At 65.1% G+C, this 26504-nt stretch carries 30 protein-coding genes and 1 tRNA gene; 20 read left to right on the forward strand and 11 right to left on the reverse strand.

The window, feature by feature from the left end; all coding sequences use genetic code 11:
• Nucleotides 1-280: 280 nt before the first annotated feature.
• The gene (locus tag EOJ32_RS08225; RefSeq protein WP_164871410.1) at nucleotides 281-778 is read left to right on the forward strand and encodes an MgtC/SapB family protein; all 498 of its coding nucleotides are present in this window, start codon (nucleotides 281-283) and stop codon (nucleotides 776-778) included.
• A 742-nt stretch (nucleotides 779-1520) separates the two neighbouring features.
• The gene (locus EOJ32_RS08230; protein WP_127898222.1) at nucleotides 1521-1733 is read left to right on the forward strand and encodes a hypothetical protein; all 213 of its coding nucleotides are present in this window, start codon (nucleotides 1521-1523) and stop codon (nucleotides 1731-1733) included.
• 211 nt (nucleotides 1734-1944) lie between these two features.
• Here the strand turns inward: EOJ32_RS08230 and EOJ32_RS20680 are convergent, their stop codons facing one another.
• Nucleotides 1945-2175 carry a transposase domain-containing protein gene (locus EOJ32_RS20680; RefSeq protein ID WP_341872783.1) on the reverse strand — a complete coding sequence of 77 codons (231 nt, stop codon included), beginning with the start codon at nucleotides 2173-2175 and terminating at the stop codon, nucleotides 1945-1947.
• A 67-nt stretch (nucleotides 2176-2242) separates the two neighbouring features.
• A protein-coding gene (locus tag EOJ32_RS08235) for an IS3 family transposase (protein WP_127898223.1) occupies nucleotides 2243-3432 on the reverse strand; the annotation gives its coding sequence in 2 pieces (ribosomal slippage) (nucleotides 2243-3180 and nucleotides 3180-3432; 1191 coding nt in all).
• A 123-nt stretch (nucleotides 3433-3555) separates the two neighbouring features.
• Here EOJ32_RS08235 and EOJ32_RS20100 point away from each other — a divergent pair.
• The 3 genes from EOJ32_RS20100 to EOJ32_RS08245 all read left to right on the forward strand — a co-directional run bounded on the left by EOJ32_RS20100 (nucleotide 3556) and on the right by EOJ32_RS08245 (nucleotide 4965).
• Entirely contained in the window at nucleotides 3556-3699 is a 144-nt protein-coding gene (locus EOJ32_RS20100) for a hypothetical protein (protein WP_164871411.1), read from the forward strand.
• Between the two features lie 399 nt (nucleotides 3700-4098).
• Complete coding sequence (locus EOJ32_RS08240; RefSeq protein WP_127898224.1) at nucleotides 4099-4467, forward strand: VanZ family protein; 369 nt, start codon at nucleotides 4099-4101, stop codon at nucleotides 4465-4467.
• A gap of 105 nt (nucleotides 4468-4572) precedes the next feature.
• Nucleotides 4573-4965, forward strand: a complete 393-nt coding sequence (locus EOJ32_RS08245) for a DUF4112 domain-containing protein (RefSeq protein WP_127898225.1) — start codon at nucleotides 4573-4575, stop codon at nucleotides 4963-4965.
• A gap of 251 nt (nucleotides 4966-5216) precedes the next feature.
• Here EOJ32_RS08245 and EOJ32_RS20105 read toward each other — a convergent pair whose 3' ends face one another.
• From EOJ32_RS20105 to cueR, 3 genes are read right to left on the reverse strand one after another with little or no spacing between them, the layout of a single operon-like run.
• Nucleotides 5217-5975 (reverse strand): MauE/DoxX family redox-associated membrane protein, encoded by a 759-nt coding sequence (locus EOJ32_RS20105; protein ID WP_205963141.1) that lies wholly within the window; start codon nucleotides 5973-5975, stop codon nucleotides 5217-5219.
• A gap of 2 nt (nucleotides 5976-5977) precedes the next feature.
• Nucleotides 5978-6433: a DUF411 domain-containing protein gene (locus EOJ32_RS08255; RefSeq protein WP_127898226.1), complete on the reverse strand. Its 456-nt coding sequence runs from the start codon at nucleotides 6431-6433 to the stop codon at nucleotides 5978-5980.
• Nucleotides 6433-6885 (reverse strand): Cu(I)-responsive transcriptional regulator, encoded by a 453-nt coding sequence (gene cueR, locus EOJ32_RS08260; RefSeq protein WP_127898227.1) that lies wholly within the window; start codon nucleotides 6883-6885, stop codon nucleotides 6433-6435. The genes EOJ32_RS08255 and cueR overlap by 1 nt, the downstream gene beginning before the upstream one ends.
• Before the next feature lie 143 nt (nucleotides 6886-7028).
• On the opposite strand from cueR, the gene EOJ32_RS08265 reads away from it, so the two are divergent.
• The gene (locus tag EOJ32_RS08265) at nucleotides 7029-7439 is read left to right on the forward strand and encodes a DUF305 domain-containing protein (RefSeq protein ID WP_127898228.1); all 411 of its coding nucleotides are present in this window, start codon (nucleotides 7029-7031) and stop codon (nucleotides 7437-7439) included.
• A 41-nt stretch (nucleotides 7440-7480) separates the two neighbouring features.
• Here EOJ32_RS08265 and EOJ32_RS08270 read toward each other — a convergent pair whose 3' ends face one another.
• Entirely contained in the window at nucleotides 7481-8707 is a 1227-nt protein-coding gene (locus tag EOJ32_RS08270) for an amidohydrolase family protein (protein WP_127898229.1), read from the reverse strand.
• 78 nt (nucleotides 8708-8785) lie between these two features.
• Here EOJ32_RS08270 and EOJ32_RS08275 point away from each other — a divergent pair, with 78 nt between their 5' ends.
• Nucleotides 8786-9187 carry a nuclear transport factor 2 family protein gene (locus tag EOJ32_RS08275; RefSeq protein ID WP_127898230.1) on the forward strand — a complete coding sequence of 134 codons (402 nt, stop codon included), beginning with the start codon at nucleotides 8786-8788 and terminating at the stop codon, nucleotides 9185-9187.
• Here EOJ32_RS08275 and EOJ32_RS08280 read toward each other — a convergent pair whose 3' ends face one another.
• A complete protein-coding gene (locus EOJ32_RS08280) occupies nucleotides 9188-9889 on the reverse strand; it encodes a GntR family transcriptional regulator (protein ID WP_127898231.1) in 702 nt (233 codons plus the stop codon). It abuts the gene before it with no gap.
• A gap of 171 nt (nucleotides 9890-10060) precedes the next feature.
• On the opposite strand from EOJ32_RS08280, the gene EOJ32_RS08285 reads away from it, so the two are divergent.
• The 7 genes from EOJ32_RS08285 (at nucleotide 10061) to EOJ32_RS08315 (ending at nucleotide 17585) form a co-directional block, all read left to right on the forward strand.
• A complete protein-coding gene (locus EOJ32_RS08285) occupies nucleotides 10061-10909 on the forward strand; it encodes an ABC transporter ATP-binding protein (RefSeq protein WP_045999468.1) in 849 nt (282 codons plus the stop codon).
• Nucleotides 10906-11679 (forward strand): ABC transporter permease, encoded by a 774-nt coding sequence (locus EOJ32_RS08290; protein ID WP_127898232.1) that lies wholly within the window; start codon nucleotides 10906-10908, stop codon nucleotides 11677-11679. Before EOJ32_RS08285 ends, EOJ32_RS08290 begins: the two co-directional genes overlap by 4 nt.
• Before the next feature lie 16 nt (nucleotides 11680-11695).
• The gene (locus EOJ32_RS08295) at nucleotides 11696-12712 is read left to right on the forward strand and encodes an ABC transporter substrate-binding protein (RefSeq protein ID WP_127898233.1); all 1017 of its coding nucleotides are present in this window, start codon (nucleotides 11696-11698) and stop codon (nucleotides 12710-12712) included.
• Complete coding sequence (locus EOJ32_RS08300; protein WP_240542379.1) at nucleotides 12712-14250, forward strand: gamma-glutamyltransferase family protein; 1539 nt, start codon at nucleotides 12712-12714, stop codon at nucleotides 14248-14250. The genes EOJ32_RS08295 and EOJ32_RS08300 overlap by 1 nt, the downstream gene beginning before the upstream one ends.
• 157 nt (nucleotides 14251-14407) lie before the next feature.
• On the forward strand, nucleotides 14408-16093 hold the full coding sequence (locus EOJ32_RS08305) for a chloride channel protein (protein ID WP_127898234.1): 1686 nt from the start codon (nucleotides 14408-14410) through the stop codon (nucleotides 16091-16093).
• 15 nt (nucleotides 16094-16108) lie between these two features.
• Nucleotides 16109-16822, forward strand: coding sequence for an SOS response-associated peptidase (locus EOJ32_RS08310; protein WP_240542380.1), 714 nt, complete (start codon nucleotides 16109-16111; stop codon nucleotides 16820-16822).
• 43 nt (nucleotides 16823-16865) lie between these two features.
• Nucleotides 16866-17585 (forward strand): GNAT family N-acetyltransferase, encoded by a 720-nt coding sequence (locus EOJ32_RS08315; protein WP_240542381.1) that lies wholly within the window; start codon nucleotides 16866-16868, stop codon nucleotides 17583-17585.
• A 52-nt stretch (nucleotides 17586-17637) separates the two neighbouring features.
• Here EOJ32_RS08315 and EOJ32_RS08320 read toward each other — a convergent pair whose 3' ends face one another.
• On the reverse strand, nucleotides 17638-18939 hold the full coding sequence (locus tag EOJ32_RS08320) for an MFS transporter (protein WP_127898236.1): 1302 nt from the start codon (nucleotides 18937-18939) through the stop codon (nucleotides 17638-17640).
• A gap of 269 nt (nucleotides 18940-19208) precedes the next feature.
• Here EOJ32_RS08320 and EOJ32_RS08325 point away from each other — a divergent pair, with 269 nt between their 5' ends.
• Nucleotides 19209-20783: a gamma-glutamyltransferase gene (locus EOJ32_RS08325; protein WP_127898237.1), complete on the forward strand. Its 1575-nt coding sequence runs from the start codon at nucleotides 19209-19211 to the stop codon at nucleotides 20781-20783.
• A gap of 284 nt (nucleotides 20784-21067) precedes the next feature.
• On the opposite strand, the gene EOJ32_RS08330 is transcribed toward EOJ32_RS08325, so the two are convergent.
• The 3 genes from EOJ32_RS08330 to EOJ32_RS08340 form a co-directional block, all read right to left on the reverse strand.
• Entirely contained in the window at nucleotides 21068-21610 is a 543-nt protein-coding gene (locus EOJ32_RS08330) for a DUF6680 family protein (protein ID WP_127898238.1), read from the reverse strand.
• Between the two features lie 78 nt (nucleotides 21611-21688).
• The gene (locus EOJ32_RS08335; RefSeq protein ID WP_127898239.1) at nucleotides 21689-22384 is read right to left on the reverse strand and encodes a DUF6538 domain-containing protein; all 696 of its coding nucleotides are present in this window, start codon (nucleotides 22382-22384) and stop codon (nucleotides 21689-21691) included.
• A gap of 78 nt (nucleotides 22385-22462) precedes the next feature.
• Nucleotides 22463-22537: transfer RNA gene (locus EOJ32_RS08340), tRNA-Thr, on the reverse strand.
• A gap of 137 nt (nucleotides 22538-22674) precedes the next feature.
• Between EOJ32_RS08340 and EOJ32_RS20110 the strand changes: the two genes are divergently transcribed.
• The 5 genes from EOJ32_RS20110 to EOJ32_RS08360 all read left to right on the forward strand — a co-directional run bounded on the left by EOJ32_RS20110 (nucleotide 22675) and on the right by EOJ32_RS08360 (nucleotide 26502).
• Nucleotides 22675-22845 (forward strand): hypothetical protein, encoded by a 171-nt coding sequence (locus tag EOJ32_RS20110; RefSeq protein WP_164871412.1) that lies wholly within the window; start codon nucleotides 22675-22677, stop codon nucleotides 22843-22845.
• Nucleotides 22845-24116, forward strand: coding sequence for a UDP-N-acetylglucosamine 1-carboxyvinyltransferase (murA, locus tag EOJ32_RS08345; protein ID WP_127898240.1), 1272 nt, complete (start codon nucleotides 22845-22847; stop codon nucleotides 24114-24116). Before EOJ32_RS20110 ends, murA begins: the two co-directional genes overlap by 1 nt.
• 3 nt (nucleotides 24117-24119) lie before the next feature.
• On the forward strand, nucleotides 24120-24596 hold the full coding sequence (locus tag EOJ32_RS08350) for a DUF2948 family protein (protein ID WP_045999462.1): 477 nt from the start codon (nucleotides 24120-24122) through the stop codon (nucleotides 24594-24596).
• A 116-nt stretch (nucleotides 24597-24712) separates the two neighbouring features.
• The gene (hisD, locus tag EOJ32_RS08355) at nucleotides 24713-26026 is read left to right on the forward strand and encodes a histidinol dehydrogenase (protein WP_127898241.1); all 1314 of its coding nucleotides are present in this window, start codon (nucleotides 24713-24715) and stop codon (nucleotides 26024-26026) included.
• Nucleotides 26023-26502, forward strand: a complete 480-nt coding sequence (locus tag EOJ32_RS08360; protein ID WP_127898242.1) for a UPF0262 family protein — start codon at nucleotides 26023-26025, stop codon at nucleotides 26500-26502. Before hisD ends, EOJ32_RS08360 begins: the two co-directional genes overlap by 4 nt.
• The last annotated feature ends 2 nt before the right edge of the window (nucleotides 26503-26504 follow it).

The raw sequence follows: 26504 nt of genomic DNA on the forward strand, positions 1-26504 counted from the left end.
AATATAAGTTAGTCGCCACTATTGCCCTGCCGCGTCTCACGGAGTCCCTAGCCATCCGACGTATCGTGGATTGGTGCCAAGGTACCGTTCGGATTTGGCAATCTGGAGGGCGTAAGCCGACTTGGCATTTGGAGCGGAGATTAGGCTCCAAGATCCAAAGTCATGAACGGCTTGAGAGCTCTCCTCCGCAGGTTTTACATGCCCATAACGCTCACTTGGAATGCCTCAGCTTGGTTGTTACGCAAGTGTCATGAACGTATCAGTCTGGGAAGGGACGGCGATGGGCGAAGAGATATGGCTTACCATTCGCAGTGAATTTTCAGACGTACCGGATCTATCAACGTTGACGCGGATCACGGTGCGCCTGATCCTTGCAGCCATCCTGGGCGGAGTTCTCGGGTATGAACGAGAGCTGAAGGGTCGTAGCGCGGGTGTCCGCACTCATATGCTGGTTGCGGTGGGCGCAGCGCTGTTTGTCCTGGGACCTTTGCAGAGCGGGATGAAAATCGGGGACATGTCGCGCGTCCTGCAAGGCATTGTGCAGGGCATTGGTTTCATAGGGGCAGGGGCGATCATGGTACGGTCGACAAGGCATCAGATCGAGGGACTGACAACAGCCGCGAACATCTGGGCCACGGCGGGCATAGGCGTCATGGCAGGTCTCGGGCTTGAAGCGACCGCCGTTCTGTCAGCAGTCATTGTCCTGATCATCCTAGCCGCGGTACCAATCGTTCTACCAAAACCGACTGCGGCACGTGGTGATAAAGAGGACCGATGACATACGGGACTGTTCGTGTCTTCGAGCTGGCGCTCTAAAACCAGGCTATTCGCTGCCATCGGTTACTACCGGAACTAAAAGACGGTCCTGACGCTTCCGCGTGATCGCCGCCCTGATGGCGCAAGATCAACAAGGAAGGGATCATCCATGAGCCCGAACGGTCACAACAACAAACATTCTCCCAACGCCGCGCCGTCGAGGAAGCGGACAAGGAGGCTGCACGATATGCTGCGCGCCACCGCCATCTCCCCGTGGTCAGAACGCTTGGGACGGCCAACGAGATCACTGATTAGATCCCGCTGTCGATTGTCTGTGCCGCAATGATCTGGGAGCAGTTTTGCGCACTCTTCAGAGGAGTGCGAGCAACTGAACTGGATCGAATAATATTTTCTTGGTAAAACTACGCATGCCAGACGACTCCCAGATCCCCAACCCCTTCCCTCTCGACTTCGACATCGAAGAGGGCCCCTGCTTGGTTTGCAAGTCGGAATTGGATGCGGGCTGGATCTGTACAAACTGCGGTGCCGATCATTTTCAGGGCGTCATGTTGTTGATCGGATATGGCGCGCCGCGAAAAAGCGGCTCATGTCCTGGCAGCTTAAATCCCGCCGATTAATCTGAATCGGATGCGCAGCCTGTCTCAACGTCAGGCTTATATTGGCGACCTGCTATTGACCTTTTAGTCTGCACTTTGTGTAAGTGATATCGTCACTTTCACCCTGCTTAAAGGTAAGGTCCAGCAATGTTCATCGAACTCACCAATTGTGACGCTGAACAACCAGTGACTATCAACGTCGCACAGATCGTCAACATGCAACCGGTCGTCGGCACAACTTTCACTTCGATAGATCTGGCTGTGACCGTTGGTAATCAGAATGCTAAACAGCTGATCGTGTTGGAAAGCTATGAGCTGGTGAAACGCATGATCCAAAAAGCTGCTATATCCTTTGTATAGCAGCCTGCTCGCCGTCATATCATAAATGGATGACGAGCGATGATCTCCTGCGCACTTCTCAATACCATGAAATGTTGCCGATTACCGTATCCTCACAACCGCAACACTTACTCGTTCCTCTGTCATGTGTTAGGTAAGATTCGGATGCAAGATGGCCAAATTTCGCGGTGTGAATGATCGCCATAGCGCCGTTACCAGTGATCATCATGGCTCAAGTTTCGCCTCTGCGCCGACCCCTTGAGGAGGGCCAGTACAGCGAAAGCCGTAAGAGCGACGACGAGGCCTTTGCGGCACAGCTTGACGGCTGTGCGTGCCGCCAGAGCATGAGGCCTTCAATGCGGGATATCAGGTGTCCTCCGCGGATGGCTCCGAGGGTATCGGCGACGTGGTCGAAGGGATCCAAGTCGGATAGTTTGCAGGTTGCAACCAGAGAGGCGAGCATGGCCCAGTTCTCGGCCCCGATTTCGCTTCCGGCGAAGAGTGCATTCTTCTGACCTGCCACGGGTCTTTCATCCAGCCGCGACCGGAGTCCAAGGGTTGTTTACGCCGATTGGCGCAGGTTGAGCAATCGCCCGACGTGCGGAGCTTTCATCTCGCGCAGCGGGGCGGGCGATTGCGGTGGTCAGAGTCCGCGCGTAGTCGGCCGGGGTTTCGTAACCCAAAGCCGAATGCGGGCGTTCGGTGTTGTAGTCGGTGGCCCAGGCCGAGATCAGAACCCGGGCGTGGGCCAGGTTGCGAAACATGGTTTCATTGAGCAGTTCATCGCGCATCCGCCCGTTGAAACTCTCCACGAAGCCATTCTGCATTGGTTTTCCAGGCGCGATGTAATGCCATTCGACCCTGTTCTCGGAGCACCACCGCAGGATGGCGTTCGAGGTCAGTTCCGTCCCATTGTCCGAAACAATTATGCCAGGCTTCCCGCGCCGCTCGATCAGAGCCGAAAGTTCACGGGCAACACGCCGTCCTGAGATTGAGGTGTCCGGGATCGCCGCGAGGCATTCCCGGGTGACGTCGTCGACCACGTTGAGCACCCGAAAACGCTGGCCACTGGCGAATTGGTCATGGACGAAATCCAGCGACCAGCGAGCATTGGCACGGGCTTCGACCAAGATAGGGGCCCGTGTTCCGACCGCCTTACGCCGGGCCTTCCGTTTGCGCACCGTCAGGCCTTCCTCGCGGTAGAGCCGATAGATCCGGTTAATCCCGGACGGCTCGCCCTCGCGGCGTAGCAGCACGAAGAGCCGCCGATAGCCGAACCGTCGACGGTCGTTGGCCAGTTCGCGCAGACGGCCACGCAGCTCCGTATCCGGAGCACGCTGCGCCTGATAACGGACCATCTTACGATCCGCCCCTGCAATCCGGCACGCCCGCCGTTCCGAGAGCCCGAGCAAGGACCTCAGATGCGCGACCGCCTCGCGCTTCACGGCAGGCGCTACCACTTTTTTGAAACCAGTTCCTTCATCGCCGCCAAGTCCAACATCTGCTCGGCCAGCAGCTTCTTCAGCTTGGCATTCTCGTCTTCAAGCGCCTTCAACCGCTTTGCCTCCGGCACTGTCATGCCGCCAAACTTGGCCTTCCAGTTGTAGAAGGTCCCTTCCGACATGCCGTGCATGCGGCACAGGTCTGCGCACTTCGTGCCGGCCTCATGCTCGGCCAAGATGCCGATGATCTGCTCGTCCGTAAATCTCGTTCGCTTCATTGTCCGTCCTCAAGTTGGATCGGACTCTAATCGATGGTGGAGGAAAAATCCCGTAGCAGGTCACCCGCGCACCGGGGACTTGGCATCGGTCGCGACTTTCATCTCGTGGCAGATGAGAATGGCATGATCCTGTTCCAGCCTGAATACTTCTCCAGGGCAGGATACGCCGCCCGTTTGGCAGCCCATAAAGCCGCCGTTGTTCAGGCGATCAGAGAGGGTCGCGTTGTCCATCCGGAAAACTGTATGCGCTATCGCAATGCCTGGTAGTGGGCCGCTTCCCAAGGCATTGCCCTGTATCTTGTAAAACTGACCCCGCTACAAAAATAACGTTAGACAGCGCGCCCTGTTAACCTTAAGCAGAAAATAATAATAAGAACTACCTCAGTAGTTGAGCGCACTTCGGCGGCAGAGATCGAGGGCACGAGCAGTACGACAAAGACGCACTGTCGATGACATGCGTGGGCTCCCGGGTAAGCTCCGGGAGCTGCTTCTTTTCTACAAAGAGGTTTGACGCGTTGAACCGTCGGCTGCCCGACGCCCGCGTCATGCTGCATACCGTTATGCTTCCTCAACAGGTGAAGGTGACCCTGTATTCAGGCCCATCATGGTGTAAGGCCTGTATCGTCGTGGCTTTTGCCCGGCAGATGTTCATAACGCGAAGAGTTCATGCGCCTTCAGTCGAAACTCGCCTTAGGGCTGTCATGTCTGATCGCGACGGCGATTGCGGTCCTGACGCTAACGCCGGTACCAGCGCCGCCTTTGGGGGCAGTCGCGGAATCTGACAAGATCTACCACATGGTCGCGTTCGGGGTGCTTGCCTTTCCGATGGCCTATCTTCGGCCGCGTTGGCTGATGCTGGCTTTACCCGCCTATCTGGCGTTTGGTGGTTTGATTGAGATCCTTCAGCCATTCGTCGGGCGTGACCGCAGTCTTGGGGACTGGGTTGCGGACCTGATCGGTCTCGGGATCGGTGTGGTCATCGGCTTGGCTGCCGGGCGGTTTGTACCCTTTGCACGGCCGCGCATGCGCCGGTAACCACGACAGGTGCTTGGCGGAAAGGCCACATTGTCACGCTACGCCAACGCGCCAGCAGATCAAGGCATTTGGGAACCATGGCGGTGCTGTCGTGCTTGCAACCACATGAACGATGATTTGCACAAGGCGCGCTTTGAACGGCTGGAACAGCTTTCCGGCAAACTGGATTCGGTGTTTCGAATCCCCGGTACACGGTTTCGGGTCGGATACGACGCGATCGCAGGTTTGGTGCCGGGGCTCGGCGACGCTGCGGCAATGCTGCCGGCGGCATGGATCGTCTTGGAAAGTTATCGCATGGGGCTGCCTAGGCATAAGCTTGTAAGGCAGGGGATCAACGTTGCCGTGGATACGACATTCGGCAGCATCCCTCTTGTCGGAAGCGTCTTTGATGCCTGGTTCAAGTCCAACCTGCGAAACGTCGACATTCTGCGCTCGCATCTCAATCGCGATAGGCTTGCTGGGGTTGGGGCACCTTATGGCGACGAAAGATCATCCTAGAATCTTTCATGGGAGATCTATCGGGATCCTGCTTGGTCGCCTCACGGAATGGAGGCCCGTCGCAATCAATGCGACCGGTTCCCCGGGACCGCTCTTCCGATGCTATGTTCACCGCAGCTGTTTTGTTTTGGCTCTGATACTGAATCAATCTGGAGCCTCATTGGGACGCAGGTCGGGAATGGCCGGTCGTTTTTCTTTCCCGTTTTCATTCAGAAGCCATTTCCAGCCGCTTGATCCCCAACTGATAGCCACTAGTGCCCCAGCACCGTGACCTTGATCAGCATCCAGACAGCCATGGCGATCATCATCAGGTTCTCGGTCAGGGAGACGAACCCCAGGGGGACGTTGCTGTCGCCGCCGACGCAGGCGCATTTGATGTCTCGCTTGTCGACATAGACGGCCTTCCAGACCGACACGGCGCCGATCGTGCCGATGAACAGGGCGACCGGAATGGACAGCCACATCAGCGCGCCCGCGACCATCAGGACGCCCGCCAGTCCCTCGGCGAAGGGATAGACGTAGCCGTAACGGACCCACCGCTGCGCCAGCAGGTCATAGTTCAGGAACATCGTGGCAAAGCTGTCGACGTCCTTCAGCTTCTGCAGGGCCAGCAGACACATGGCAAAGGCCACGAACCACTCGGCCGCGGCGATGGTGATCAGCTGGCCGAACGCGGCCCAGCTGGTCGCAAGGGCCATCTCGGCGGCCATCGCGAACAGCGCGATCACGGGGCGGTAGGTGGTCGCGGACTTGTCGCGGACGGCCTTGCCGAAATGCCGCCTGAGGTCGTCATAGCCGCCGATCCGCCGACCGTCGATGAAGGTCTGCGGGGTGGTCCCGACGTCGTGTTGTTCCTTGAAGGCATCGACCTCGGCACGGGTGGTCAGGTGGTGGTCCTCGACGCGAAAGCCCTGGCGCCGCAGGTCCAGCGATTTGAGGCCATAGGGGCACATGTGCTTGGCCATCACCATGCGGTGAAGGGTGGCGGTTCTGGGGGTCGTCAGGGCCATGGTCAACCTCGATGGCTTGCAAAGATGCGGGTTTCGGACCTGGTCCACAGGATGACGTCATAGGGATCGCGCCGCCCGCCCATCTCCATGCCGGGCGATCCGGCGGGCATGCCGGGCACTGCCAGACCTGCGGCCGGCGGACGCTGCGCGAGCAGGGCGCTGATGTCGGTGGCGGGCACATGCCCCTCGATCACATAACCGTCGATCAGGGCCGTATGGCAGGAGCGCAGCGGCGCAGGCACGGCGTGGCGATCCTTGACCCCCTGCATGTCATCGGTCGTGACCACCTCCACGGCAAAGCCGTGATCCCGCAGATGCGCGACCCACGCGCCGCAGCATCCGCAATCGGGCGCGCGAAAGACTCGCGTGCGGACCGGCGCCTGACCGGACCATGCCATCGCCGGGCCGGCCAGAATGCCCGCCGCCAGCGCCGTCATGAACATGCGTCGATCCGTCATCAGCCGATCCTTTCCTTGAATCCCCGTTCGGGCCGCCTGCGGGACAACGGATCGTCATCCGTGTCCAAGGTCTCCAGCCGCTGCAGGATCGGACAGTTCGGACGCTCGTTTCCGGCGCAGGCATTCGCCAGTTCCTCCAGCGTGTCGGCCATGTCCTGCAGGTGCGCGATCTTGTGGCGCAGGTCCCGGACCCGCGCCTGCGCCAGCGCCTTGACGTCGGCGCTGCGCCGGTCCTTGTCGCGCCACAGGTCCAGCAGCTCGGTGATCTCGGCAACCGAGAAGCCCAGGTCACGCGCGCGGGCGATAAAACGCAGCATATGGACGTCGCGCGGTTCGTATTCGCGATAGCCCGAGGCCGTCCGGCTGGCTGTCGGGATCAGGCCGATCCGTTCATAGTATCGGATCATCTTGGCCGATACGCCCGAGCGGTTGGCGGCGTCTCCGATGTTCATGGCAGGGCTCCGTCATTGCGATGACAGGGATATGGAGCTTCCTATCATGGGAAGGTCAAGGGCGTGATGACGTCGTCTGCGCGGCATTGACCTTGCAACGATGGGAAGGATTATCTGAGATCGGGAAGAAGGAGAGCACTGCCATGAAAACGTTCGTCCCCATCCTGCTGACCGCCCTTGCCGTCGCCGCGCCGGGTCTTGCCCAACAGACGATGGACCATTCCGCCCATGGCGACATGGCGCAGATGGATCATTCCGCGCATGGCGACATGGCGATGTCCGGTGCACGACCCGACGACACGCCGGCGACGACGGCCTATCGCGCAGCGATGGCCGAGATGCACGCGAACATGGACGTCGAATACACCAATGACGCGGACGTGGACTTCATGCGGGGAATGATCCCCCACCACCAGGGCGCCATCGACATGGCGCGCATCGTCCTTGAACACGGCCAGGACCCCCAGGTGCGCGCCTTGGCCGAGGAGGTCATCGCGGCGCAGGAGGCCGAGATCAAGATGATGGAGGCCTGGCTGGCCGAACACGACAGCTGAACGATGACAGACAGCGCCGGAAGGTGGTGCATGGCGCTGCGTCAGGCGGGCAGGGCGCCCGCCGCGGGGCGCAGCAATCGCGCCGCGGGCCGGTCGAAGCTCTGGCGACCGGCCTTGAAGCCCATCAGTGGTGCCGCGATGGTGGCCAGTCCATCCTCGGCCGTCGCGGCATCCAGCACGATCAGGTCGGCGCGATCACCCACCGACAGCCCGTAATCGGCCACGCGCAGGATGCGGGCCGGACCGTCGGTGATCATCCGTAGGCAGGCCGCGAACTCGCCAGCGCCAAGGTGCATCACGTTGGCATAGAGATTGGCCATCCGCAGCAGCGAGCAGTCGCCATAAGGCGTGAACGGGTTCATCACGTTGTTCGTCGCCACCGCGACCGTCACCCCTTCCAGCAGGTGCAAGGGGGCCACGCCGCGGGGCGCACGGTGGCCCTGGTCCATGCCGTTCAGGTACAGGTCGGTGGCGGGCAGGGCGGTCACGGCGACCCGGGCCTGGGCCAGCATCGCGGCGTGATCGCGCAGGGCACCGTCGGTCATCACCGCCAGCTTGGTCACATGGCCCAGGTTCACGCGGCCCTGCCAGCCGTGGCGGATCGTCCGGTCGCAGATCGCCTTGATCTGGGACCCGTCGGGGTCCAGGTCGAAGTCCAGATGAAAGTCCAGATCGACGTCGTGCCGCACGGCCATCGCGAACAGGATGTTAATCTGCGCCAGCGGGTCGCTGTCGGTATAGGGGCAGCCGCCCAGAAGGTCGGCCCCCTGCGCCAGCGCCTGTTCCAAAAGCGCCTCGGTGCCGGGATCGTTGGTCAGGCCCTCCTGGGCAAAGGCGCAGACCTGCAGGTTCAGCGCAAAGGCATAGTCGTCCTTCAGGGCCAGCACTGCCGTCAGGCTGCGCAATCCGGCACGGGGGTCGACCTCGACATGGGTGCGCATGTGCATGGTGCCCTGCCGGATCGCGGCCTCGATCACCTGCGCGCCGCGGCTGCGAACATCGTCGATGGTAAAGTCGCGCTTCAGCGCGCTGACCGCAGCCACGGCGGCCTGCACGCTGTCCGCCTGACCGCAGCGGCACAGCAAGCCGGCCTTGTCCAGGTGGATATGCGCCTCGACCAGCCCCGGCAGGACGGCGCGGTGTTCGATGTCGCGGACCTCGCGCGACGGGCCAAGGTCACGGCCAAGGGCGGCGATGCGACCGCCGGCGATGCCGATATCTGCGGCACCCTGCGGCAGGCGGGCATTCTTCAGGATCAGATCCAGCATCGTTCTTGTGTCCCCGGCGACCTTCTGTATTCTGCTAGTGTATGCACTTCACCCCGCCACAGACAAGCAGAGAGCGCGATGAACCAGAACACCGAAAAAGACCTGCAGGCGGTCAAGGACTATCTTGCGGCGTCGATGGCGCCCGATCCGGTGCTGGCCGCGACCTTCGTCGCGCCGGGCTTTACCTGCCGGTTCACGGGCGGGCGCGTCTTCGACACGCCGTCGGGGCCGACCGGTTTCAACGCCGCCCGCTATGCCTGGGTCAAGAAGCGGATCGAGCGGTACGACGTCGTGCCGGCGGGCGAGCAGACGATCGTCTATAGCCTGGGCTATCTGCATGGCGCCTGGCCGGACGGCACGCCTTTCGACGGGAACCGCTATATCGACCGGTTCACGGTGCAGGATGGGCTGATCCTGGACACGGACGTTTGGAACGACAGCGCCGAATGGATCCTTGATCCCAGCATCGCCAAGGGCTGATCAGCCCTTGGCATAGGGCTGCAGGATGTTGACCAGATCGCGGCGGCGGCTGCGATCGCCCGACAGCAGGGCGCGGGCGGCCACGGCCTCCAGATGCTCGGCCATCAGGTCGGCGGCCTTGTCGACGGGCCCCTTGGCGATCAGGTCGATCAGGGCCAGATGCTCGCTGATGGCGCAGTCCGACGAATGCGGGCGGGCCAGCGCAGACAGGGACAGGCCCGCGCGATAACAGATTTCAGTGACATAGCGGACCAGGATCGGCTTGCCGGTCATCTCGGCCAGGCGGATATGGAACTCTGTTGCCAGCCGGATCGACGCGCCGTCGGGCCCATGGCGCGCATCATGTTCCTGGCGGACGATCTCCTTCAGGGCGGCGATCTGGTCGGGCGACAGGTGACCGGCCAGATGCTGCACGACCTGACGTTCCAGGGCCACGCGGATGTCGAAGATGTCGCGCGCATCGGCCGGCGTGGGCGCGGTCACGGTCGCGATGCGGTTGCGGCGCAGATCGACCAGGCCTTCGGCGGCCAGTTGCCCCAGGGCATGGCGCGCGATGGTGCGGCTGACGCCGAAGCTTTCGCCAAGGGCATCCTCGGGCAGGCGGTCGCCGGGTATCAGCGCCCCTTCGATGATGGCCCGACGTATGCCCTGGCAGATCGCGGCCATGCGGTCGCCGCCGACGGAACGCGCCCCCGCAGTCATGCGACCGCCTGCAGATCGGGCATGTGGCCCGAAACTGGCGAAAGTTTCGGCATCGACCATCCGGCCACCATTTTCCAGCGCCCCGCGGTTTGCGCGGTTAGGCACCGGCGGGCTACGAAATCGGTATAAAGTGTATGCACTTTTGTCATGCACCTTTGACAGGGGAACCTCATGAACCCGGATCTTGCACAGATCGCGCCGGAACGAAAGCGACCAGCGGTTCAGCTGTCGCGGGCGTCGGTCGCCTTCGGACAGGGCGCAGAGCGCGTCCAGGCGCTGCAACCGACAGACCTGCACCTGGACGAGGGCGAATTCCTGGCGCTTGTCGGGCCGTCCGGCTGCGGCAAGTCGACGATCCTCAAGCTGGTCGGCGGCCTGACCCGCCCGTCCGGCGGAGAGATCATCGTGGGCGGACGCGAGGTCGCGGCCCGCGCCCTGCGCGTCGGCATGGCGTTCCAGAATCCGACCTTGCTGCCATGGCTGACGATCGAGCAGAACGTCATGCTGCCGCTGAAGATCGTGCGCCCGTTCCGACAGGATTACGCCCGCAAGAAGCGGGGCGAGTACCGCGACAGGGTCCACGCGCTGCTGGCCGATGTGGGTCTGGAAAAGTTCGCCGGTCATTACCCCTGGCAGCTGTCGGGCGGCATGCTGCAGCGTGCCAACCTGTGCCGCGCGTTGATCCACGAACCCAGCCTGCTGCTGCTGGATGAACCCTTCGGCGCGCTGGACCAGTTCACCCGAGAGGAGCTGTGGGGCACGATGCAGGATCTGTGGATCAAGCGTCGCCCCACCGTGATCCTGGTCACGCATGACCTCAAGGAGGCCGGCTTTCTGGGCACGCGGATCTGCGTGATGAGCGCGCGCCCCGGCCGCATCATCGACGACAGCCCCGTCACCTTTCCCCGCCCTCGCACGGTCGAGATGACCTTTCAGCCCGATTTCGTGGCCCTGAACCAGCGCCTGCGCGAACGCATCATCGATGCCCGCGGCGAATCCGCCCGAAAGGTCGCGTCATGAACTATGCCATCCGTCGCCGCATGTGGTCCGCCGCGCTGATCGTCGCCTTCTTCCTGGGGTGGGAGGTTCTGTGCCTGGCCCTGAACGTGTCCGACCTGGTCGTGCCGCGCCCGTCGCAGGTGATGGCGACGTTGGTCGCGCGCTTTCCGGTCCTGTGGCCGCACATCATCCAGACGCTGTGGACGACCATGATCGGCTTTGGCCTTGGCGTGGCGGTCGGCGTCGTGATCGGCGCGCTGATCGGCACGTCGCGGGTGGCCTATGACACGGCCTATCCGCTGCTGATCGGGTTCTCGTCCATCCCGAAGGTCGCGGTCGTCCCGATCTTCGTGCTGTGGTTCGGGGCGGGGCCGGTGCCTGCGGTCCTGACCGCGCTGGCCATGTGCTTCTTTCCCATCGTGGTCAACATCGCCACCGGCCTTGCCACGACCGAGCCCGAGATGGAGGACGTGCTGAAATCCCTGGGCGCCGGCAAGATGGACCTGCTGCTGAACGTGGGCCTGCCGCGCACCATGCCGTTCTTCTTCGCCTCGCTGAAGATCGCGGCGACCTATGCCTTTGTCGGCACCGTGCTGGCCGAGACCGTCGCCTCGAACAAGGGCATCGGCAACGTGATGATGAGCGCATCGTCGAACTTCGACGTGCCGCTGGTCTTAGCCGGCCTGTTCATCCTGGCCTTCCTGGGGGTCGCCCTCTACGTCCTGTTCTCGGTCATCGAAGGCCGCGTCGTGGGCTGGGCGAACCGCCGCACCGACCTGTCCCCCTCCTGATCCGAAAGGTATCCCGATGCTGAAATCGCTGCTTGCCGCCGCATCCCTGATCGCGATGGCCGCCCCCGCGCTGGCCCAGACCGACATCCGCTTCACCCTGGGCTGGAAGACGCAGGGGTCGGATGCGCCCATCCTGCTGGCCCAGCAGAAGGGCTATTTCGAGGAGGAGGGCCTGAACGTCACCATCGACCAGGGCGAGGGGTCCGCCGCCACCGTCACCCGGATCATGTCGGGCACCTATGACGCGGGCTTCGGCGACATCAACGCCATCATCCAGAACGCCGCCGAACGCCCCGACCAGACCCCGGTCATGGTCTATCAGCTGTGGAACGATCCGCCCTTCACGGTCGTGACCCGCAAGGAAAGCGGCATTACGACCCCTGCCGATCTGACGGGCAAGACCCTGGGCGGCGCACCCGGGACGCCCACGACCAAGCTGCTTCCGGTCTTTGCGCGCATGAACGACGTCGACCTGGACAGCATCACCATCGAAAGCCTAGCGCCGAACCTGACCGAGCCCATGCTGATCCGCGGCGACATCGACGGGGCGATGGTGTTCAACATCACGGCCTGGTTCAACCTGATCAACAACCGCCAGGACCCCGCCGCCGATTTCAACTGGCTGAACTTCGGCGATCACGGGCTGGACCTCTATGCCAACGGGGTCATGGTCTCTCAGGCGATGATCGCCGACAACCCCGAGGCCGTGACCGGCCTGGTCCGTGCGATCAACCGCGCCGCGGTCGAGATCGCCCAGGACCACGAGGCAGGCGTCGATGCCGTCCTGGCCTTCGACAACCTGGCCAATCGCGACCTCGAGATGGCGCGGATGATGTTCTCGTACGAGAACCTGATCGCTTCGGACGAGGTGACGCGGATCGGTCTGGGCGATCTGGATGACGACCGCCTGTCGCGCGCCATCGACATCGTCGCCGAGGGCTATCAGTTGCAGACCACGCCCGCAGCCGGGCAGGTCTTCGACCGCAGCTTCCTGCCGCCGCTGAACGACCGCCAGCTGGTCCTGGCCGACTGATGGCGGCCGCCGCGATGCAGCCGATGGCCACCAGCCCGCACCCGCTGGCGACACGGGCCGGGGCGGACGTCCTGCAGCGTGGCGGCACCGCGGCCGAGGCCGCTGTGGCGATGGGCGCGGTTCTGGCCGTGGTCATGCCGCATTTCTGCGGCTTGGGCGGCGACGCGGTCTGGCTCATGGCCGACCGCGACGGTTGGGCGACGACGCTGATGGGCATCGGCCAGGCGCCGGGCGTCCTGCCGGACCTGCCCGACGCCTTGCCCCTGCGGGGGCCGGGGTCGATGCTGACGACCGCCTGCGCCGTCGACAGCTGGGACCATGCCCTGCGCCTGTCTGCGTCCCGATGGAGCGGGGCGATGACGCCGGAGGCGCTGCTGGCGCCCGCACTGACCCTTGCGCGCGACGGGTTTCGGCCCAGCGACAGCCAACGGTTCTGGCTGGATTTCCGCGCCGCGGACTGGCCGGACTGGCCGGGCTTTGCGGCCCAGTTCGCCGCTGCCGAAAACGACCTGCTGCGCCAGCCGCAACTGGCCGAGATCCTGTCCCTGATGGTCCGGGACGGGTTTCGCAGCTTCTATCAGGGACCGGCGGCGCAGCGGATCGCCCAGGGCCTGGCCCAGGCGGGCGCGCCGCTGACCGCCGCCGACCTTGCCGCGACGCACAGCCGGGCGGCGCAACCGCTGTCCCAGCCCTATCGCGACCTGACGCTGCTGGCGCCGCCGCCGCCCACGCAGGGGATAACGACGCTGGCCATCATGGGCATCCTCGACCGGCTGCGGATCCCCCGCGACCCTGCAATGCGGACCCACCTGCTGGTCGAGGCGGTCAAGCAGGCCTTCCTGGACCGCGGGCGTATCGCCGACCCGGACCACGCGGGGGACGACATATCGGCGCTGCTGTACCCGGATCGGCTGGACGCCAAGGCGGGCGCGATCCGCGCGGATCGTGCACTGGCCTGGCCGCACAGGGTCCGGCATGGGGATACGGTGTTCTTCGCCGCGACGGACGGGCAGGGGCGCTGCGCATCGGTCCTGCAGAGCACCTATTTCGACTGGGGCAGCGGTTGCGTCATCGGTGATACCGGGATCATCTGGCACAATCGTGGCGCAAGCTTTGCTACCGATCCGACCCACCCGAATGTCATCGCCCCCGGAAAGCGGCCCTTCTATACGCTGAACCCCGGCATCGCGCTGAAGGATGGTCGGCCGCATCTTCTCTATGGAACGCAGGGCGCGGATGGCCAGCCGCAGACACTGGCCGTCCTGCTGAGCGGCCTGATCGACCTGGGGCTGTCGCCCGAGGCAGCCTTGGCGCAGCCGCGCTTTCTTCTGGGGCGAACCTTTTCGGACAGCCGCGACAGCCTCAAGGTCGAGGCCTCCCTGGGCGACGCGGCGATCGCCTCTCTGGCCGCAATGGGGCATGAGACGGCCGAACTGCCGACCCTGTCCCCGATCTTCGGCTGCGCAGGCGCGATCCGCATCGACGCGACGGGCTGTTCTGGCGCGCATGATCCCCGGGGCGAGGGGCTGGCCCTCTGACGCCGCCATCGGCCGCGTCGTGGGGGATCAGCCGCCGCCGATGTGGGGTGCCCGGTATCGGTGGAACGCCGTGCCGGTCCCGGCCATGGGCCGTGCACCATGTCCGCATGACGGATCACCCTCGCCAAGATGACGATGCTGTGCCAGCCTTGCCCGAATGAGACCTGCCTTCGCCCTTCTTGTCAGACGCACCCTGCGCCGGTGGCGTCGCGACTTGTATCCCGTCCTGCGCATTGCGGCCGACAGGGCCCTGCGACAGGTGCAGTTCTGGGTGCTGGCGCTGCTGATCGGCATCGCGGCGGGATTTGCGGCGCTTGGGTTCAGGCTGGGTATCTCGGGGGTTCAGACGGCCCTCTACGGCGCCGACGACCTGACGCTGGCCAGCGTCGCGCGCGACCTGCCTTGGGCCTGGGTGCTGGTGGTGCCGGTCTTGGGCGGACTTGTCGTCGGGCTGATCCTGGACCGCTTCACCCCCGACGGGCGCGTGCGCGCGGTGGCCGACGTGATCGAGGGCGCGGCGCTGGACGGAGGCCGGGTCGAGGTCCGCGAGGGTCTGGCATCGGCCGCGGCCTCGCTGATCACGCTGGGCACCGGCGGCAGTTCCGGGCGCGAGGGGCCAGTCGTGCATCTGGCCGGCGTCGTCTCGACCGCGGTCGCGCGGCGCATCAAGGCCAGCCCTATGACCGGCAGGGAGCTGTTGGGATGCGCCGTCGCGGGTGCGGTCGCCGCCAGCTTCAACGCGCCCATCGCCGGGGCGCTTTTCGCGCATGAGGTCGTGCTGCGGCATTTCGCGACGCGCGCCTTTGCCCCGATCGCGATCGCCGCGGTGGCGGGCACGGTCATCAACCGGCTGCAGTTCGGCGGCCTGACCGAATTCATGCTGCCGGTCGAGCCTGACCTGGCCTTCCATATCGAATTGCCCGCCTTCATGGTGCTGGGCCTTGTCTGCGCGCTGGTCGCGGCGGCGATGATGGGCGGGATCTTTCGCGCCGACAGCCTGGCGACGCGGGCGATGGCGCGGATCGGCTGGCCGCGCTGGTCCCGGCCCGCGCTGGCGGGGCTTGCCCTTGGTGTGATCGCCATTCCCTTTCCGCACATCATCGGCGTGGGCTATGAAACCACCGCCGCGGCGCTGTCCGGCCAGATCGGCCTGGGGCAGGCGGTCATGTTCGCGGTCGTCAAGGCGGTGGCGGTCGCGATCACGCTGGGCGGGCGCATGGGGGGCGGGGTGTTCTCGCCCGCGCTGGTCATGGGGTCGCTGACCGGCCTGGCGTTCGGGATCATCGCCACGACCCTTGCGCCCGGCTATTCCGGCAGCGTCAATGTCTATGCCTTTGCCGGCATGGCCGCGGTGGGCGCGGCGGTCCTGGGCGCCCCCATCTCGACCGCGCTGATCGTGTTCGAGATGACCGGAGACTGGCAGACGGGCATCGCGGTGATGACCTCGGTCTCGCTCAGTTCGGCCCTGGCGTCGACCCTGGTCAGGCGGTCGTTCTTTCTGACCCAGCTGGAGCGGCGGGGCATCCACCTCTCCGAAGGGCCGCAGGCCTGGCTGCCCCATCAGCTGCGCGTCACGCCGGTCATCCGCGCGCTGGACGCCCCGGATGCCCCGGCCGAGGATCTGGTCCGTGCCATGGCGGAACGCGGTCCGACCGTGGCCCCGACCACCACCTTGGCCGAGGCCCTGCCGCTGTTCGAACGAAGCGGCGCGGTGTTTCTGGCCGTGACGGCCTGCGACGGCCCGGACGACCCCCTGCGCCTGATCGGCAGCGTCCATCACATCGACGTCCTGCGCGCCCTGAACCAGGCCCTGGAACAGACCGCCGCCGAAGAGCACGGCTGACACAGCGGCGGCCCCATGCCCGCGATGCCTGTCACAGTGGCCGGCGGGTCATTGACGCCGGTCCGGGGCGGGCCCAGAAATGGACGCGAACCAGCGGAGGGCGGGGCGATCTGCAACCTTTACAACCACACGACGCCGCAGGAGGCGCTGGTCCGGTTGATCGACGGGCTGACGGACCGGTCGGGAAATCTGGCGCCGGGCAGCGTCTATCCCGACCAGTTGGCGCCGATCATCCGGAACGGCGCGGACGGGCCGGAACTGGTCAAGGCGCGGTGGGGCATGCCGTCGCCGCGCTTTGCGCTGAAGACGGAGCGCGACCCGGGCGTCACGAATGTCCGCAACCTGGAGTCGCCCCATTGGCGGCGCTGGCTTGGCCGCGAGCATCGCTGTCTGGTGCCGCTGACCAGCTTTTCCGAACCGCGCGGCAAGGGCAAGGGCGTGCAGTGGTTCGCACCCGCCGATCCAGGCGCGACCCTGTTCTTTGCCGGGATCGAGACGCGCGGCTGGCGATCGGTCCGCAAGGTCAAGGACGGAGAGACGGTCGACGACCTCTATGCCTTTCTGACCTGTCCTCCGAACGCCGAGGTCGCGCCGATCCATCCCAAGGCGATGCCGGTGATCCTGACGCGCCCCCAGGAATGGCACGCCTGGCTGGACGGCATACCGGCGACTGAGCTGCAGCGGCCGCTGCCCGACGGGGCATTGACGCTGGTCGAGGCGCCGGTGTGATGCCCAGGGGCCATCCCGAGTCACGCGTCGCGCGGGTCCGTCCGTGGCGCAACGGACCGCCAGCCTTGGAAAGGAGCGATGGGACATGCATGTGGACCTGACCCGCTGGTCACCGCCCCCGGCCCCAGCGCGGGCGGTGATCGCTGGACGATACGTGCGGCTGGAACCGCTTCAGGCCGGTCATGCAGGGACGCTGTACGCGGCCGCATCCGCAGGTGGGGCCGATGACCGCTTTCGCTGGCTTTTCGAGCATCCGCCCCAGGATCGTGACACTTTTGCGGATTGGGTCGAGCATGCATCGACATCGGCAGACCCGATGTTCTTTGCGGTGGTCGATGCCGCCACGGGCCGCGCCGAGGGTCGTCAGGCGCTGATGCGGATCGACCGCACCCATGGCGTGATCGAGATCGGCAGCATCATGTGGGGCCCCGCCCTGCAGCGCAGCCGCATGGCGACCGAGGCGCTGTTCCTGTTCGCCGACCACGTCTTTGCGTTGGGCTATCGGCGGTTCGAATGGAAATGCAACGACCTGAACACGCCTTCGAAACGGGCCGCCCTGCGTTTCGGTTTTCGGCCCGAGGGGGTCTTTCGCCAGCACATGGTCGTCAAGGGGACCAACCGCGACACGGCCTGGTTCGCGATGACCGATCAAGACTGGCAGGAACTGCGGCCCGGCTATCTGGTGTGGCTGGCGCCCGACAATTTCGACGCCGATGGTGGGCAGCGGCGCACGCTTGGGGCCTGTCTGCGCGGCGGCGCATGACGGGTGCATCCCGCGCCGCCGGGCGCGGGGTGCAAAGATCACCGGTCGGCGATCAGATCTTGTCGCGCCCCGTGGCCACGATGCAGATCAACGAGATCACGGCGGCGCCCAGCAGATAGTATCCGACCTGCGCCATGCCATAGTTCATCTGCAGCCAGGTCGCCGCATAAGGCGCCAGCGACGCGCCGAAGATGCCGGCAAAGTTGAACGTCAGCGACGACCCGGTATAGCGGACCTGGGCCGGGAAGGGCGCGGCCAGCGCCGCCCCGATGACGCCATAGGTCAGGCCCATCAGCATCAGGCTGATCGTGACGAACAGATAGACGCTGGACTCGTTCTGGGCACTGCCCTGCATCAGCGACCCGAAGGACAGGGCAAAGGCCCCGATCAGGATGGTCACGATGATCAGGAAGCCATAGCGCCCGGTGCGATCCGCGATCTTGCCGGCAAAGGGGATCGTCAGGCCGAAGACGACCGATCCATAGATCTGGATCAGCAAGGCATCCTTGAACGGGATCCCCAGGACCTTAACGTTGTAGGACAACAGCCACGCCGTCGCCAGATAGAACAGCACGAAGGTCGCCAGCGCCGCGAAGGTGCCCAGGAAGACGCTCAGCTTGTGATGGCGGAACAGTTCGGCCAGGGGGACGGACACGCGCTTGTCCTTCTTCACGGCTTCGGCGAATTCGGGGGTCTCGGTGATGGACAGGCGGATCCACAGGCCGATCCCGACCAGCAGGATCGACGACAGGAACGGCAGCCGCCAGCCCCAGGCCAGCAGCTCGTCCTGGGTGATGAAGTGCAGCAGCACCCAGAAGAACCCCGACGACAGCAGAAGACCGACGGGCGCGCCCAGTTGCGGGAACATCCCGTACCAGCTGCGCTTGCCCTCGGGTGCGTTCTCGGTCGCCAGCAGCACGGCCCCGCCCCATTCGCCGCCCAGGCCGAAGCCCTGTCCGAACCGGCACAGCGCCAGCAGCAGCGGCGCCCAGACGCCGATCTGGTCATAGGTCGGCAGCAGGCCGATGGTGACGGTAGACACCCCCATCGTCAGAAGCGCGGCGACAAGCGTGGCCTTGCGCCCGATGCGGTCGCCGTAATGGCCAAAGACGATGGCCCCCAACGGCCGCGCAAAGAATGCGATCGAGAAGGTCGCAAAGGACGCCAGCAGCGCCGTGGTTGGGTCCGATCCCGGAAAGAACAGCGACGGAAAGATCAGCACCGCGGCCGTCGCATAGATGTAGAAGTCGAAGAATTCGATCGTCGTGCCGATGAGGCTGGCCGTCAGGACCTGGGCGGGCGAATTGGCGGGAACCGCGCCGGCGGGCGGGGCGGATGGTCGGGTGGATGTCATGGCGGGTCCATAGGGCGCATGATTTCAGAGGATCTCGGCCCGTGCGCTGCGACCGGCGCTGATGATGCAGCCCTGATGCGTCGGCCTGTACGGAGGAGGATCGTCGGATGGCCGTTCCGTCGTGAACGACCGGTGCCGACTTAACCGGACGACCGGCGGTGTCAAGTTTGCACATGTCGGGCGGCCCGCCCTTGCATGACGCTGCCCGGCGCGCTCAGGTGGGGCGGGGCGTCCCCCCGCAGGCGATGTCGATCACGGAAGGCCAGGCCATGTCGAATTTCTCCAGAACGCAACGCATCCGCAAGGAGGTCGTCTGGACCGATGGCGGCGTCGTCGCCGCGCAGCATCGCAAGGCGGCCGAGGTCGGCGCCGCGGTCCTGGCCGCCGGGGGCGACGCGATGGACGCGGCGGTCGCGATATCCTTCGCGGTGGGCGTGGTCGAGCCGTGGATGTCGGGTCCGATGGGCGGTGGCATGATGACCCTGTGGCGCGCGGGTGAACAGCGGGCCGAGACGATCGAGTTCGGGATGCGCGCACCCGCGGGCCTTGACGCAGCCGACTATCCGCTGGAGCCGGGGCGGCAGGCGGCGGACCTGTTTCCCTGGACGCGCGTCAGGGACGACCGCAACATCTATGGCGCGACCTCTGTCGCGGTGCCGGGCACGGTCGCCGGGATGGCGCTGGCCCATCGGCAGTACGGGACCCGCGACTGGGGCGATCTGCTGGCCCCCGCCGTGGCCTTGGCAGAGGAGGGGATGCTGCTCGACTGGTATTCGTCGCTGTTGATCGCGTCCGCGGCGCGCCAGCTGGCGCAGGACCCCGATGCGGCGGCGCTGTTCCTGGCGGACGGGCAATGGCCCGACATCGCCGGTTGGACCACGGCCTCGGCCGCGCGACTGGATCAGCGCGTCCATGCGGACACCCTGCGCCGGCTGGCCGAACATGGTGCCCGGGATTTTTATCACGGCGACATCGGCCGGATGCTGGTCGACGACGTCCGCGCCAAGGGCGGCTGCCTGTCGATGGAGGATCTGCGCAGCTATCAGGCAGAGGCCCGTGCGCCCCGGACGGTCCGCTATCGCGATGCCGTCATCCATGCGCCGTCGGGTCTGTCCGCGGGGGCGGAACTGGTCACGGCCCTGCAGCAGATGCAGGCGGCCTTCGATCCCGGTGATGCGCCGTCGGCGGCCAGCTATGCCGCGCTGGCGTCAGGCCTGGGCGATGCCTATCGCGACCGGCTGGCCCATGCGGGCGACACGGGGGAAAGCCCGCGCGCCCCGGCCTGCACCACCAGCTTCAGCGTCGTGGACCGGCACGGCAACATGGTGAACGTCACCCAGACCCTGCTGTCGATGTTCGGCAGCCATGTCGTGTCCGGGCAGACCGGGATGCTGTTGAACAACGGCATCATGTGGTTCGACCCCGAGCAGGGTCGACCGAATTCGCTGGCGCCGGGCAAGCGGTGCCTGATGAACGTCTGTCCCACCGTCGGGCAGGTGGGCGACCGGATGTTCGCCATCGGCGCGTCGGGCGGCCGCAAGATCCTGCCTGCGGTGGCCAACCTGGTCAGCTTCATGGCGGATTTTGGGATGGACCTGGAACAGGCGTTCCACACGCCGCGGATCGACGCCTCCGCCGCGACAGGCACGGTCATGGACGAGGATCTGCCGCAGGACGTGGCGCAGGCGCTGGCCGCCCTAGGCCCCGTGACGACCGCCCGGCGAACGGTCCATCCCTATGCCTTCGCCGTGCCCGCGGGCGTCATGCGCCAGGCGGGCCGGAACTGCGGCGCGACCGAGATCATGAGCCCCTGGGGCGACGCCGTCTGCGAAGCGGACGTGTGATCGCCAAGCGTCATCCGCAGGATCTGCGGGTGACGCAACAACCCTGCGGCGCGGGATCTGGGTGCATCTGTGGGTGAATGGTGCTGTGAAAGAGGATTGAACTCGGCGCATTTCGTTGCAGTATACTGTATTTGTTAATGAATTTAAGGGCGCTGACAAGCCTTGTATACCACCTCCGTGCCCTACCCGCCAGACTGAAGGAAACCAAGCAGCGCGCTGAAGGCATATGGTAGGAAGGCTTCGGAGGTGCAACGGAGGGCTTGTGCGGGTGACGTGAACTTACTCTAAATGTCCTGCTGTTGAGTTGGCGCGGCAGGGTCAACCAGGGACCTTACATCGACGGGCACATTCCGATGACCATAAAGGACCTGCAAGGCCGCGCGGCGCAGTTCGCGCATTTCGGTTTCATCAGTTGCCCATTGCTCTGGTGCATATGCTCCACGCAAGATGTCTAGTTGGCTGATGTTCGTTCCGACCACCTTGGACATGTCTGACAGGAGGAGGCCGATTGCGCTTTGAAATCGCTCAAATGTCAGACCCATAGTCTCTGGGTTTTTCCACCCTGCGTCTTCTGTCATGCGCATCACCTCACGGTAGCTTTCGCGAACCGCTTTGCTCTTGTGAAAGTAGATCGGAACCATGTTTAATGCGCCGACAAACTCCGGATTCAGTGGGTGACGACGAAGACGCATCATGCATCCGTAAACAGTCTGCCGCGCTTGCCTTTTTTCGCTGCGGCCTTGGTGCCAAAGGGTTACGGCCACCGCAAAGATCGGGCCGAAAAAAGTTGCAATCACTACTGCCCAGTCCACTGACGCCCAGTCCATGCGGCTCTCCTGCAATCCATTCTCGACTATTCTCTGCACATGAGCCTTTCAGCGCAAGGACGCTTGAAAAAAGACGACTTAAAGGCCGGAGCATCCACCCGCACGGAAACCGCCGTGAGACCATTCGGCTTTCCCGTTGGCGAGATGATCGCGTTCCCAGAGTTTGAACGCATCGGTGATTGAGAAGTCAGCTGGGGAGGGCGGCTGTTCGGGGAATGTGGGGGGGACCCAAGCGGGAAACCTCTCGGCCAGCGGGTCAGGGCGGAAGTCGCCTTCAGACCGGCGATGTTGGAAGTCAGCCCATTCTTTCGCAACCATATGCACCTGCCCGATGAACCGATGGCGGCTGTAATCGTCTGCGTTCAGCGCGGCCCGAAGAAGCAACCTGTCCGCGTCGTCGCCATACCACTTTGCCAATCCCTCGGGGGTGGCATCTGGCACAGCCGTCTTCTCCCGAAGGATCGCCCAAAGCTGGGTCTCTCCCGGCTCTTGTTCGACCATCGCGTCCAACTCACGCCGCCACTCGCCAGCAAGGGCTACAAGCTGGGCGAAGGGGATCATCGCCGGGCCGGAGCGCATTGCCTGCCACTCCCGTTGCAATTCTTCATAGCGAAGGGAAAATCGACGCTTGGCTTCTGCCGGGTCTTTCGTGCGGAGGGATTCTTTCAGGACCGGGCGGGCGCCAGCGCGCACCAGATCGGAAGGTGACCGGACTGTCAGATAGTAGATGCCGGTCTTCGGATGCTTAGTCGGACTGGGCATTCGGAGGGCCATGTATGCCACCTCTGTATACCACTGAGGGGGCTTCAAGCCTCTGAACTACCACAAGTTCTTGCATATACTCAAGAAAAATGGTGCTGTGAGAGAGGATTGAACTCTCGACCTCACCCTTACCAAGGGTGTGCTCTACCACTGAGCTACCACAGCAACGTGAGGGGGCGTTTAGACAAAGGTTTCGACCCCTGCAAGGGGGTCCGAACGATTTTTCGGGATTTTGGCGATTGATCGCGCGCGGCGTGTGCGTTTGCTGGACGTGCGGCCCGCGCGGCGCTAACAGGACTGCCATGACCGACCGACGCAATGACAAGCCAAGCCCCGACAGCCGCGAGGAACGCCTGCGACAGGCGCTGCGCGCGAATCTGACACGGCGCAAGGAACAGGCGCGGGCGCGGGCGGATCGGGACGACAACAAGACTGCCCCGGATGCGGGCGGCGAGACAGGCAAGGACAGCTGATGGACCAGATCATCGTCACGGGGAACGGCCCCCTTCACGGGGAAATCCCCATCGCGGGTGCCAAGAACGCCTGCCTGACGCTGATGCCCGCGACGCTGCTGACCGATCAGCCGCTGACGCTGACCAATGCGCCGCGCCTGTCCGACATTCGCACCATGACCGCACTGCTGGGCTCGCTTGGGGCCGAGGTCGCCAGCCTTCAGGAAGGCCAGGTTCTGGCGCTGTCCAGCCATGCGATGGCCAGCCACCGGGCGGAATACGACATCGTGCGCAAGATGCGTGCCTCGATCCTGGTGCTGGGGCCGATGCTGGCGCGGGACGGCGTGGCCGAGGTGTCGCTGCCCGGCGGCTGCGCGATCGGCGCGCGGCCCGTGGACCTGCACCTGCGCGCGCTGGAGGCGATGGGCGCGACGCTGGACCTGTGCGAGGGCTATGTCCACGCCAAGGCACCGGCGGGGGGCCTGAAGGGCGCGGTCTTCGAGTTCCCGGTCGTGTCGGTGGGCGCGACGGAAAACGCGCTGATGGCCGCCACGCTGGCGCGCGGCACGACCGTCTTGAAGAACGCCGCGCGCGAGCCCGAGATCGTCGATCTGGCCCGCTGCCTGCGCGCGATGGGCGCACAGATCGAGGGCGAGGGGACCGGGACCATCACCATCCAGGGTGTGCAGGCCCTGCATGGCGCGACGCATCCGGTGGTGACCGACCGGATCGAACTGGGCACCTATATGCTGGCGCCCGCCATGTGCGGTGGCGAAGTCGAGCTGCTGGGTGGCCGGATCGAGCTGCTGGCGGCCTTCTGCGAGAAGCTGGACGAGGCCGGGATCAGCGTCGAGGAGACCGAGCGCGGGCTCAAGGTCGCGCGCAGGAACGGCCGCGTGCGCGCTGTCGATGTTCGGACCGAGCCCTTCCCCGGTTTCCCCACCGACCTGCAGGCGCAGTTCATGGCCCTGATGTGCCTGGCCGAGGGCACGTCGGTGCTGGAGGAGACAATCTTCGAGAACCGCTTCATGCACGCGCCCGAACTGGCCCGCATGGGCGCGCAGATCGAGGTTCATGGCGGCCATGCGACCGTCACCGGGGTCGAGAAGCTGCGCGGGGCGCCGGTGATGGCCACCGACCTGCGCGCCTCGGTCAGCCTGATCCTGGCCGGGATGGCCGCGCAGGGGCAGACGACCGTCAGCCGCGTCTATCACCTGGATCGCGGTTACGAACATGTCGTGCGCAAGCTGCGCGGCGTGGGTGCCCATATCGAACGCGTCAAGGAGGAGTGATCCATGGCAGAGGATGCCCGTTTCGCCGATGCCGACCCCCGGCCGCTGGCCCTGAGGGCCGAGGACGAGGCCGACCTGCGCATCCTGTCTTCGCTGGTCCAGGATGCGGTGCTGACAGGCGCCGACATCAGTCATGATGCCAAGGCGCGGCGGCTGTCGCTGCTGATCACGCGCTTTCGGTGGGAGGATGCCGCGGACGCCCGGTTGCAGAACCGCGAATTCGAACGCGTGCGTTCGGTGCTGGTCATCAGCGACGTGATGCGCGTCGTCAGCGACGGCGTCGGGCACGACGGGGACACCGTCCTGTCGCTGCTGGCGATCCGCTGGCAGGCTGGAGAGGACGGGACAGGTCGCCTGTCGCTGGATTTCGCGGGGGACGGGACCATCCTGGCCGATGTGGAATGCATCAATCTGGACCTGCGCGACGTGACGCGCCCGCATCGGGCGGTGTCGGGCAAGGCACCGCGGCATCCTGACTAGGGCCGCTTCCGGGTCTTTGGGCAAGAACGAAGCCCGCGGCATCCTGTCCGCCCCCTGACGCTTGAGCCGGACGGGGGCGCAGGATAGGGGCGCGCGGGAACACGAAGGGAATGATGATGCCGGTCTTTCTGAACAGCACCGATGCCGATTTCGAACAGGGCTTCCGCGCGATGCTGGGTGCCAAGCGCGAGGATTCGTCGGACGTGAACGACGCGGTCACCGCCATCATCCGCGATGTCCGCGACCGCGGCGACGCGGCCCTGTGCGATCTGACGACCCGGTTCGACCGGCTGGACCTGACGCCTGCGACGCTGCGCTTCTCGCCCAAGGAGATCGCGGAGCAGGTGGCCCGCGTGACGCCCGAGGACCGCGCCGCCCTGGCCTTGGCGGCCGAGCGCATCCGCGCCTATCACGCCCGCCAGATGCCCGAGGATGCCAGTTGGACCGACCCCGAGGGTGCGACCCTTGGCTGGCGGTGGAGTGCCGTGTCGGCGGCAGGCCTCTATGTGCCGGGCGGGCAGGCGGCCTATCCCTCCAGCGTGCTGATGAACGCGATCCCGGCGCGTGTCGCGGGGGTGGAACGGCTGGTTATCTGCGTGCCGACGCCGGACGGGGTGATCAACCCGCTGGTCCTGCTGGCGGCGCAGCTGTCGGGGGTGGATGAGATCTATCGCATCGGGGGCGCGCAGGCGGTGGCGGCGATGGCTTACGGCACGGACACCATCGCGCCGGTCGACAAGATCACCGGTCCCGGCAACGCCTATGTCGCCGCGGCCAAGCGGCAGGTGTTCGGCCGCGTGGGCATCGACATGATTGCGGGCCCGTCCGAGGTTCTGGTCATCACGGACGCGGACCAGAACCCCGAATGGCTGGCTTGGGACCTGCTGGCGCAGGCCGAGCATGACGCGGATGCGCAGTCGATCCTGATCACCACCGACCCCGCCATGGCCCGAGCGGTCGCGACCGAGGTCGAGCGGATCATACCGACGCTGGATCGCGCGGCCATTGCGGGGGCCAGCTGGCGTGATTACGGCACGCTGATCGTCGTGGATGACCTGGATCAGGCCGCAGCCCTGTCGAACCGCATCGCGCCCGAGCATCTGGAACTGTGCGTGGCCGACCCCGAGGGGCTGGCGGCCAAATGCATCCACGCCGGCGCGATCTTTCTGGGCGCGCATACGCCCGAGGCGGTGGGCGACTATGTCAGCGGCCCGAATCACGTCCTGCCCACGGCACGGTCGGCGCGGTTCAGTTCCGGCCTGTCGGTGATGGATTTCCTCAAGCGCACGACCATGGCGCGGCTGACGCCGGGGGCATTGGCCGCGATCGGTCCCGCCGCGGTGCGTCTGGCCGCATCCGAGGGCTTGCAGGCGCATGGCGCTTCGGTTCAGGCTCGGCTCGGGACACTGAACGAAAGACCGCTGGAATGAGCCGCATCACCCGGATCGAGATTGACGACAGCGCCATCGCCCCGGCCACGCCGGAAATGGAGCAGGAGCGGCGCGTCGCCATCTTCGATCTGATCGAGGACAACAGCTTTGCCGTTCCCGGCCGCGACGGGGGTGCCGCGCCAGACGGGCCTTTCGTGCTGGAGCTGTGCATCCGCGAAGGGCGGCTGGTCTTCGACGTCACTGCCGAGGATGCGACCAAGGTGGCCGAGTTCCACCTGTCCCTTGGGCCGTTCCGGCAGGTGGTCAAGGACTATTTCCAGATCTGCCAAAGCTATTTCGACGCGGTCAAGCGCCTGCCCCCCGCCCAGATCGAGGCGATCGACATGGCCCGGCGCGGCATCCACAACGAAGGCGCGCGCACCCTGCAGGAGCGGCTGGAGGGCAAGGCCAGCCTGGACATCGACACCGCGCGCCGCCTGTTCACCCTGATCTGTGCGCTGATCCCGCAGGGCTGATC

Origin of the sequence: Paracoccus sp. Arc7-R13, assembly GCF_004010775.1 — a bacterium.
Classification (GTDB): Bacteria; Pseudomonadota; Alphaproteobacteria; order Rhodobacterales; family Rhodobacteraceae; genus Paracoccus; species Paracoccus marcusii.

What these genes read in the sequence shown, in the direction of transcription:
- EOJ32_RS08225 (WP_164871410.1), top strand. Translation starts at nt 281, where the DNA reads ATGGGCGAAGAGATATGGCTTACCATTCGCAGTGAATTTTCAGACGTA.
- EOJ32_RS08230 (WP_127898222.1), top strand. Translation starts at nt 1,521, where the DNA reads ATGTTCATCGAACTCACCAATTGTGACGCTGAACAACCAGTGACTATC.
- EOJ32_RS20680 (WP_341872783.1), bottom strand. Translation starts at nt 2,175, where the DNA reads ATGCTCGCCTCTCTGGTTGCAACCTGCAAACTATCCGACTTGGATCCC.
- EOJ32_RS20100 (WP_164871411.1), top strand. Translation starts at nt 3,556, where the DNA reads ATGATCCTGTTCCAGCCTGAATACTTCTCCAGGGCAGGATACGCCGCC.
- EOJ32_RS08240 (WP_127898224.1), top strand. Translation starts at nt 4,099, where the DNA reads ATGCGCCTTCAGTCGAAACTCGCCTTAGGGCTGTCATGTCTGATCGCG.
- EOJ32_RS08245 (WP_127898225.1), top strand. Translation starts at nt 4,573, where the DNA reads ATGAACGATGATTTGCACAAGGCGCGCTTTGAACGGCTGGAACAGCTT.
- EOJ32_RS20105 (WP_205963141.1), bottom strand. Translation starts at nt 5,975, where the DNA reads ATGGCCCTGACGACCCCCAGAACCGCCACCCTTCACCGCATGGTGATG.
- EOJ32_RS08255 (WP_127898226.1), bottom strand. Translation starts at nt 6,433, where the DNA reads ATGACGGATCGACGCATGTTCATGACGGCGCTGGCGGCGGGCATTCTG.
- cueR (WP_127898227.1), bottom strand. Translation starts at nt 6,885, where the DNA reads ATGAACATCGGAGACGCCGCCAACCGCTCGGGCGTATCGGCCAAGATG.
- EOJ32_RS08265 (WP_127898228.1), top strand. Translation starts at nt 7,029, where the DNA reads ATGAAAACGTTCGTCCCCATCCTGCTGACCGCCCTTGCCGTCGCCGCG.
- EOJ32_RS08270 (WP_127898229.1), bottom strand. Translation starts at nt 8,707, where the DNA reads ATGCTGGATCTGATCCTGAAGAATGCCCGCCTGCCGCAGGGTGCCGCA.
- EOJ32_RS08275 (WP_127898230.1), top strand. Translation starts at nt 8,786, where the DNA reads ATGAACCAGAACACCGAAAAAGACCTGCAGGCGGTCAAGGACTATCTT.
- EOJ32_RS08280 (WP_127898231.1), bottom strand. Translation starts at nt 9,889, where the DNA reads ATGACTGCGGGGGCGCGTTCCGTCGGCGGCGACCGCATGGCCGCGATC.
- EOJ32_RS08285 (WP_045999468.1), top strand. Translation starts at nt 10,061, where the DNA reads ATGAACCCGGATCTTGCACAGATCGCGCCGGAACGAAAGCGACCAGCG.
- EOJ32_RS08290 (WP_127898232.1), top strand. Translation starts at nt 10,906, where the DNA reads ATGAACTATGCCATCCGTCGCCGCATGTGGTCCGCCGCGCTGATCGTC.
- EOJ32_RS08295 (WP_127898233.1), top strand. Translation starts at nt 11,696, where the DNA reads ATGCTGAAATCGCTGCTTGCCGCCGCATCCCTGATCGCGATGGCCGCC.
- EOJ32_RS08300 (WP_240542379.1), top strand. Translation starts at nt 12,712, where the DNA reads ATGGCGGCCGCCGCGATGCAGCCGATGGCCACCAGCCCGCACCCGCTG.
- EOJ32_RS08305 (WP_127898234.1), top strand. Translation starts at nt 14,408, where the DNA reads ATGAGACCTGCCTTCGCCCTTCTTGTCAGACGCACCCTGCGCCGGTGG.
- EOJ32_RS08310 (WP_240542380.1), top strand. Translation starts at nt 16,109, where the DNA reads ATGCCCGCGATGCCTGTCACAGTGGCCGGCGGGTCATTGACGCCGGTC.
- EOJ32_RS08320 (WP_127898236.1), bottom strand. Translation starts at nt 18,939, where the DNA reads ATGACATCCACCCGACCATCCGCCCCGCCCGCCGGCGCGGTTCCCGCC.
- EOJ32_RS08325 (WP_127898237.1), top strand. Translation starts at nt 19,209, where the DNA reads ATGTCGAATTTCTCCAGAACGCAACGCATCCGCAAGGAGGTCGTCTGG.
- EOJ32_RS08330 (WP_127898238.1), bottom strand. Translation starts at nt 21,610, where the DNA reads ATGGACTGGGCGTCAGTGGACTGGGCAGTAGTGATTGCAACTTTTTTC.
- EOJ32_RS08335 (WP_127898239.1), bottom strand. Translation starts at nt 22,384, where the DNA reads ATGGCCCTCCGAATGCCCAGTCCGACTAAGCATCCGAAGACCGGCATC.
- EOJ32_RS20110 (WP_164871412.1), top strand. Translation starts at nt 22,675, where the DNA reads ATGACCGACCGACGCAATGACAAGCCAAGCCCCGACAGCCGCGAGGAA.
- murA (WP_127898240.1), top strand. Translation starts at nt 22,845, where the DNA reads ATGGACCAGATCATCGTCACGGGGAACGGCCCCCTTCACGGGGAAATC.
- EOJ32_RS08350 (WP_045999462.1), top strand. Translation starts at nt 24,120, where the DNA reads ATGGCAGAGGATGCCCGTTTCGCCGATGCCGACCCCCGGCCGCTGGCC.
- hisD (WP_127898241.1), top strand. Translation starts at nt 24,713, where the DNA reads ATGCCGGTCTTTCTGAACAGCACCGATGCCGATTTCGAACAGGGCTTC.
- EOJ32_RS08360 (WP_127898242.1), top strand. Translation starts at nt 26,023, where the DNA reads ATGAGCCGCATCACCCGGATCGAGATTGACGACAGCGCCATCGCCCCG.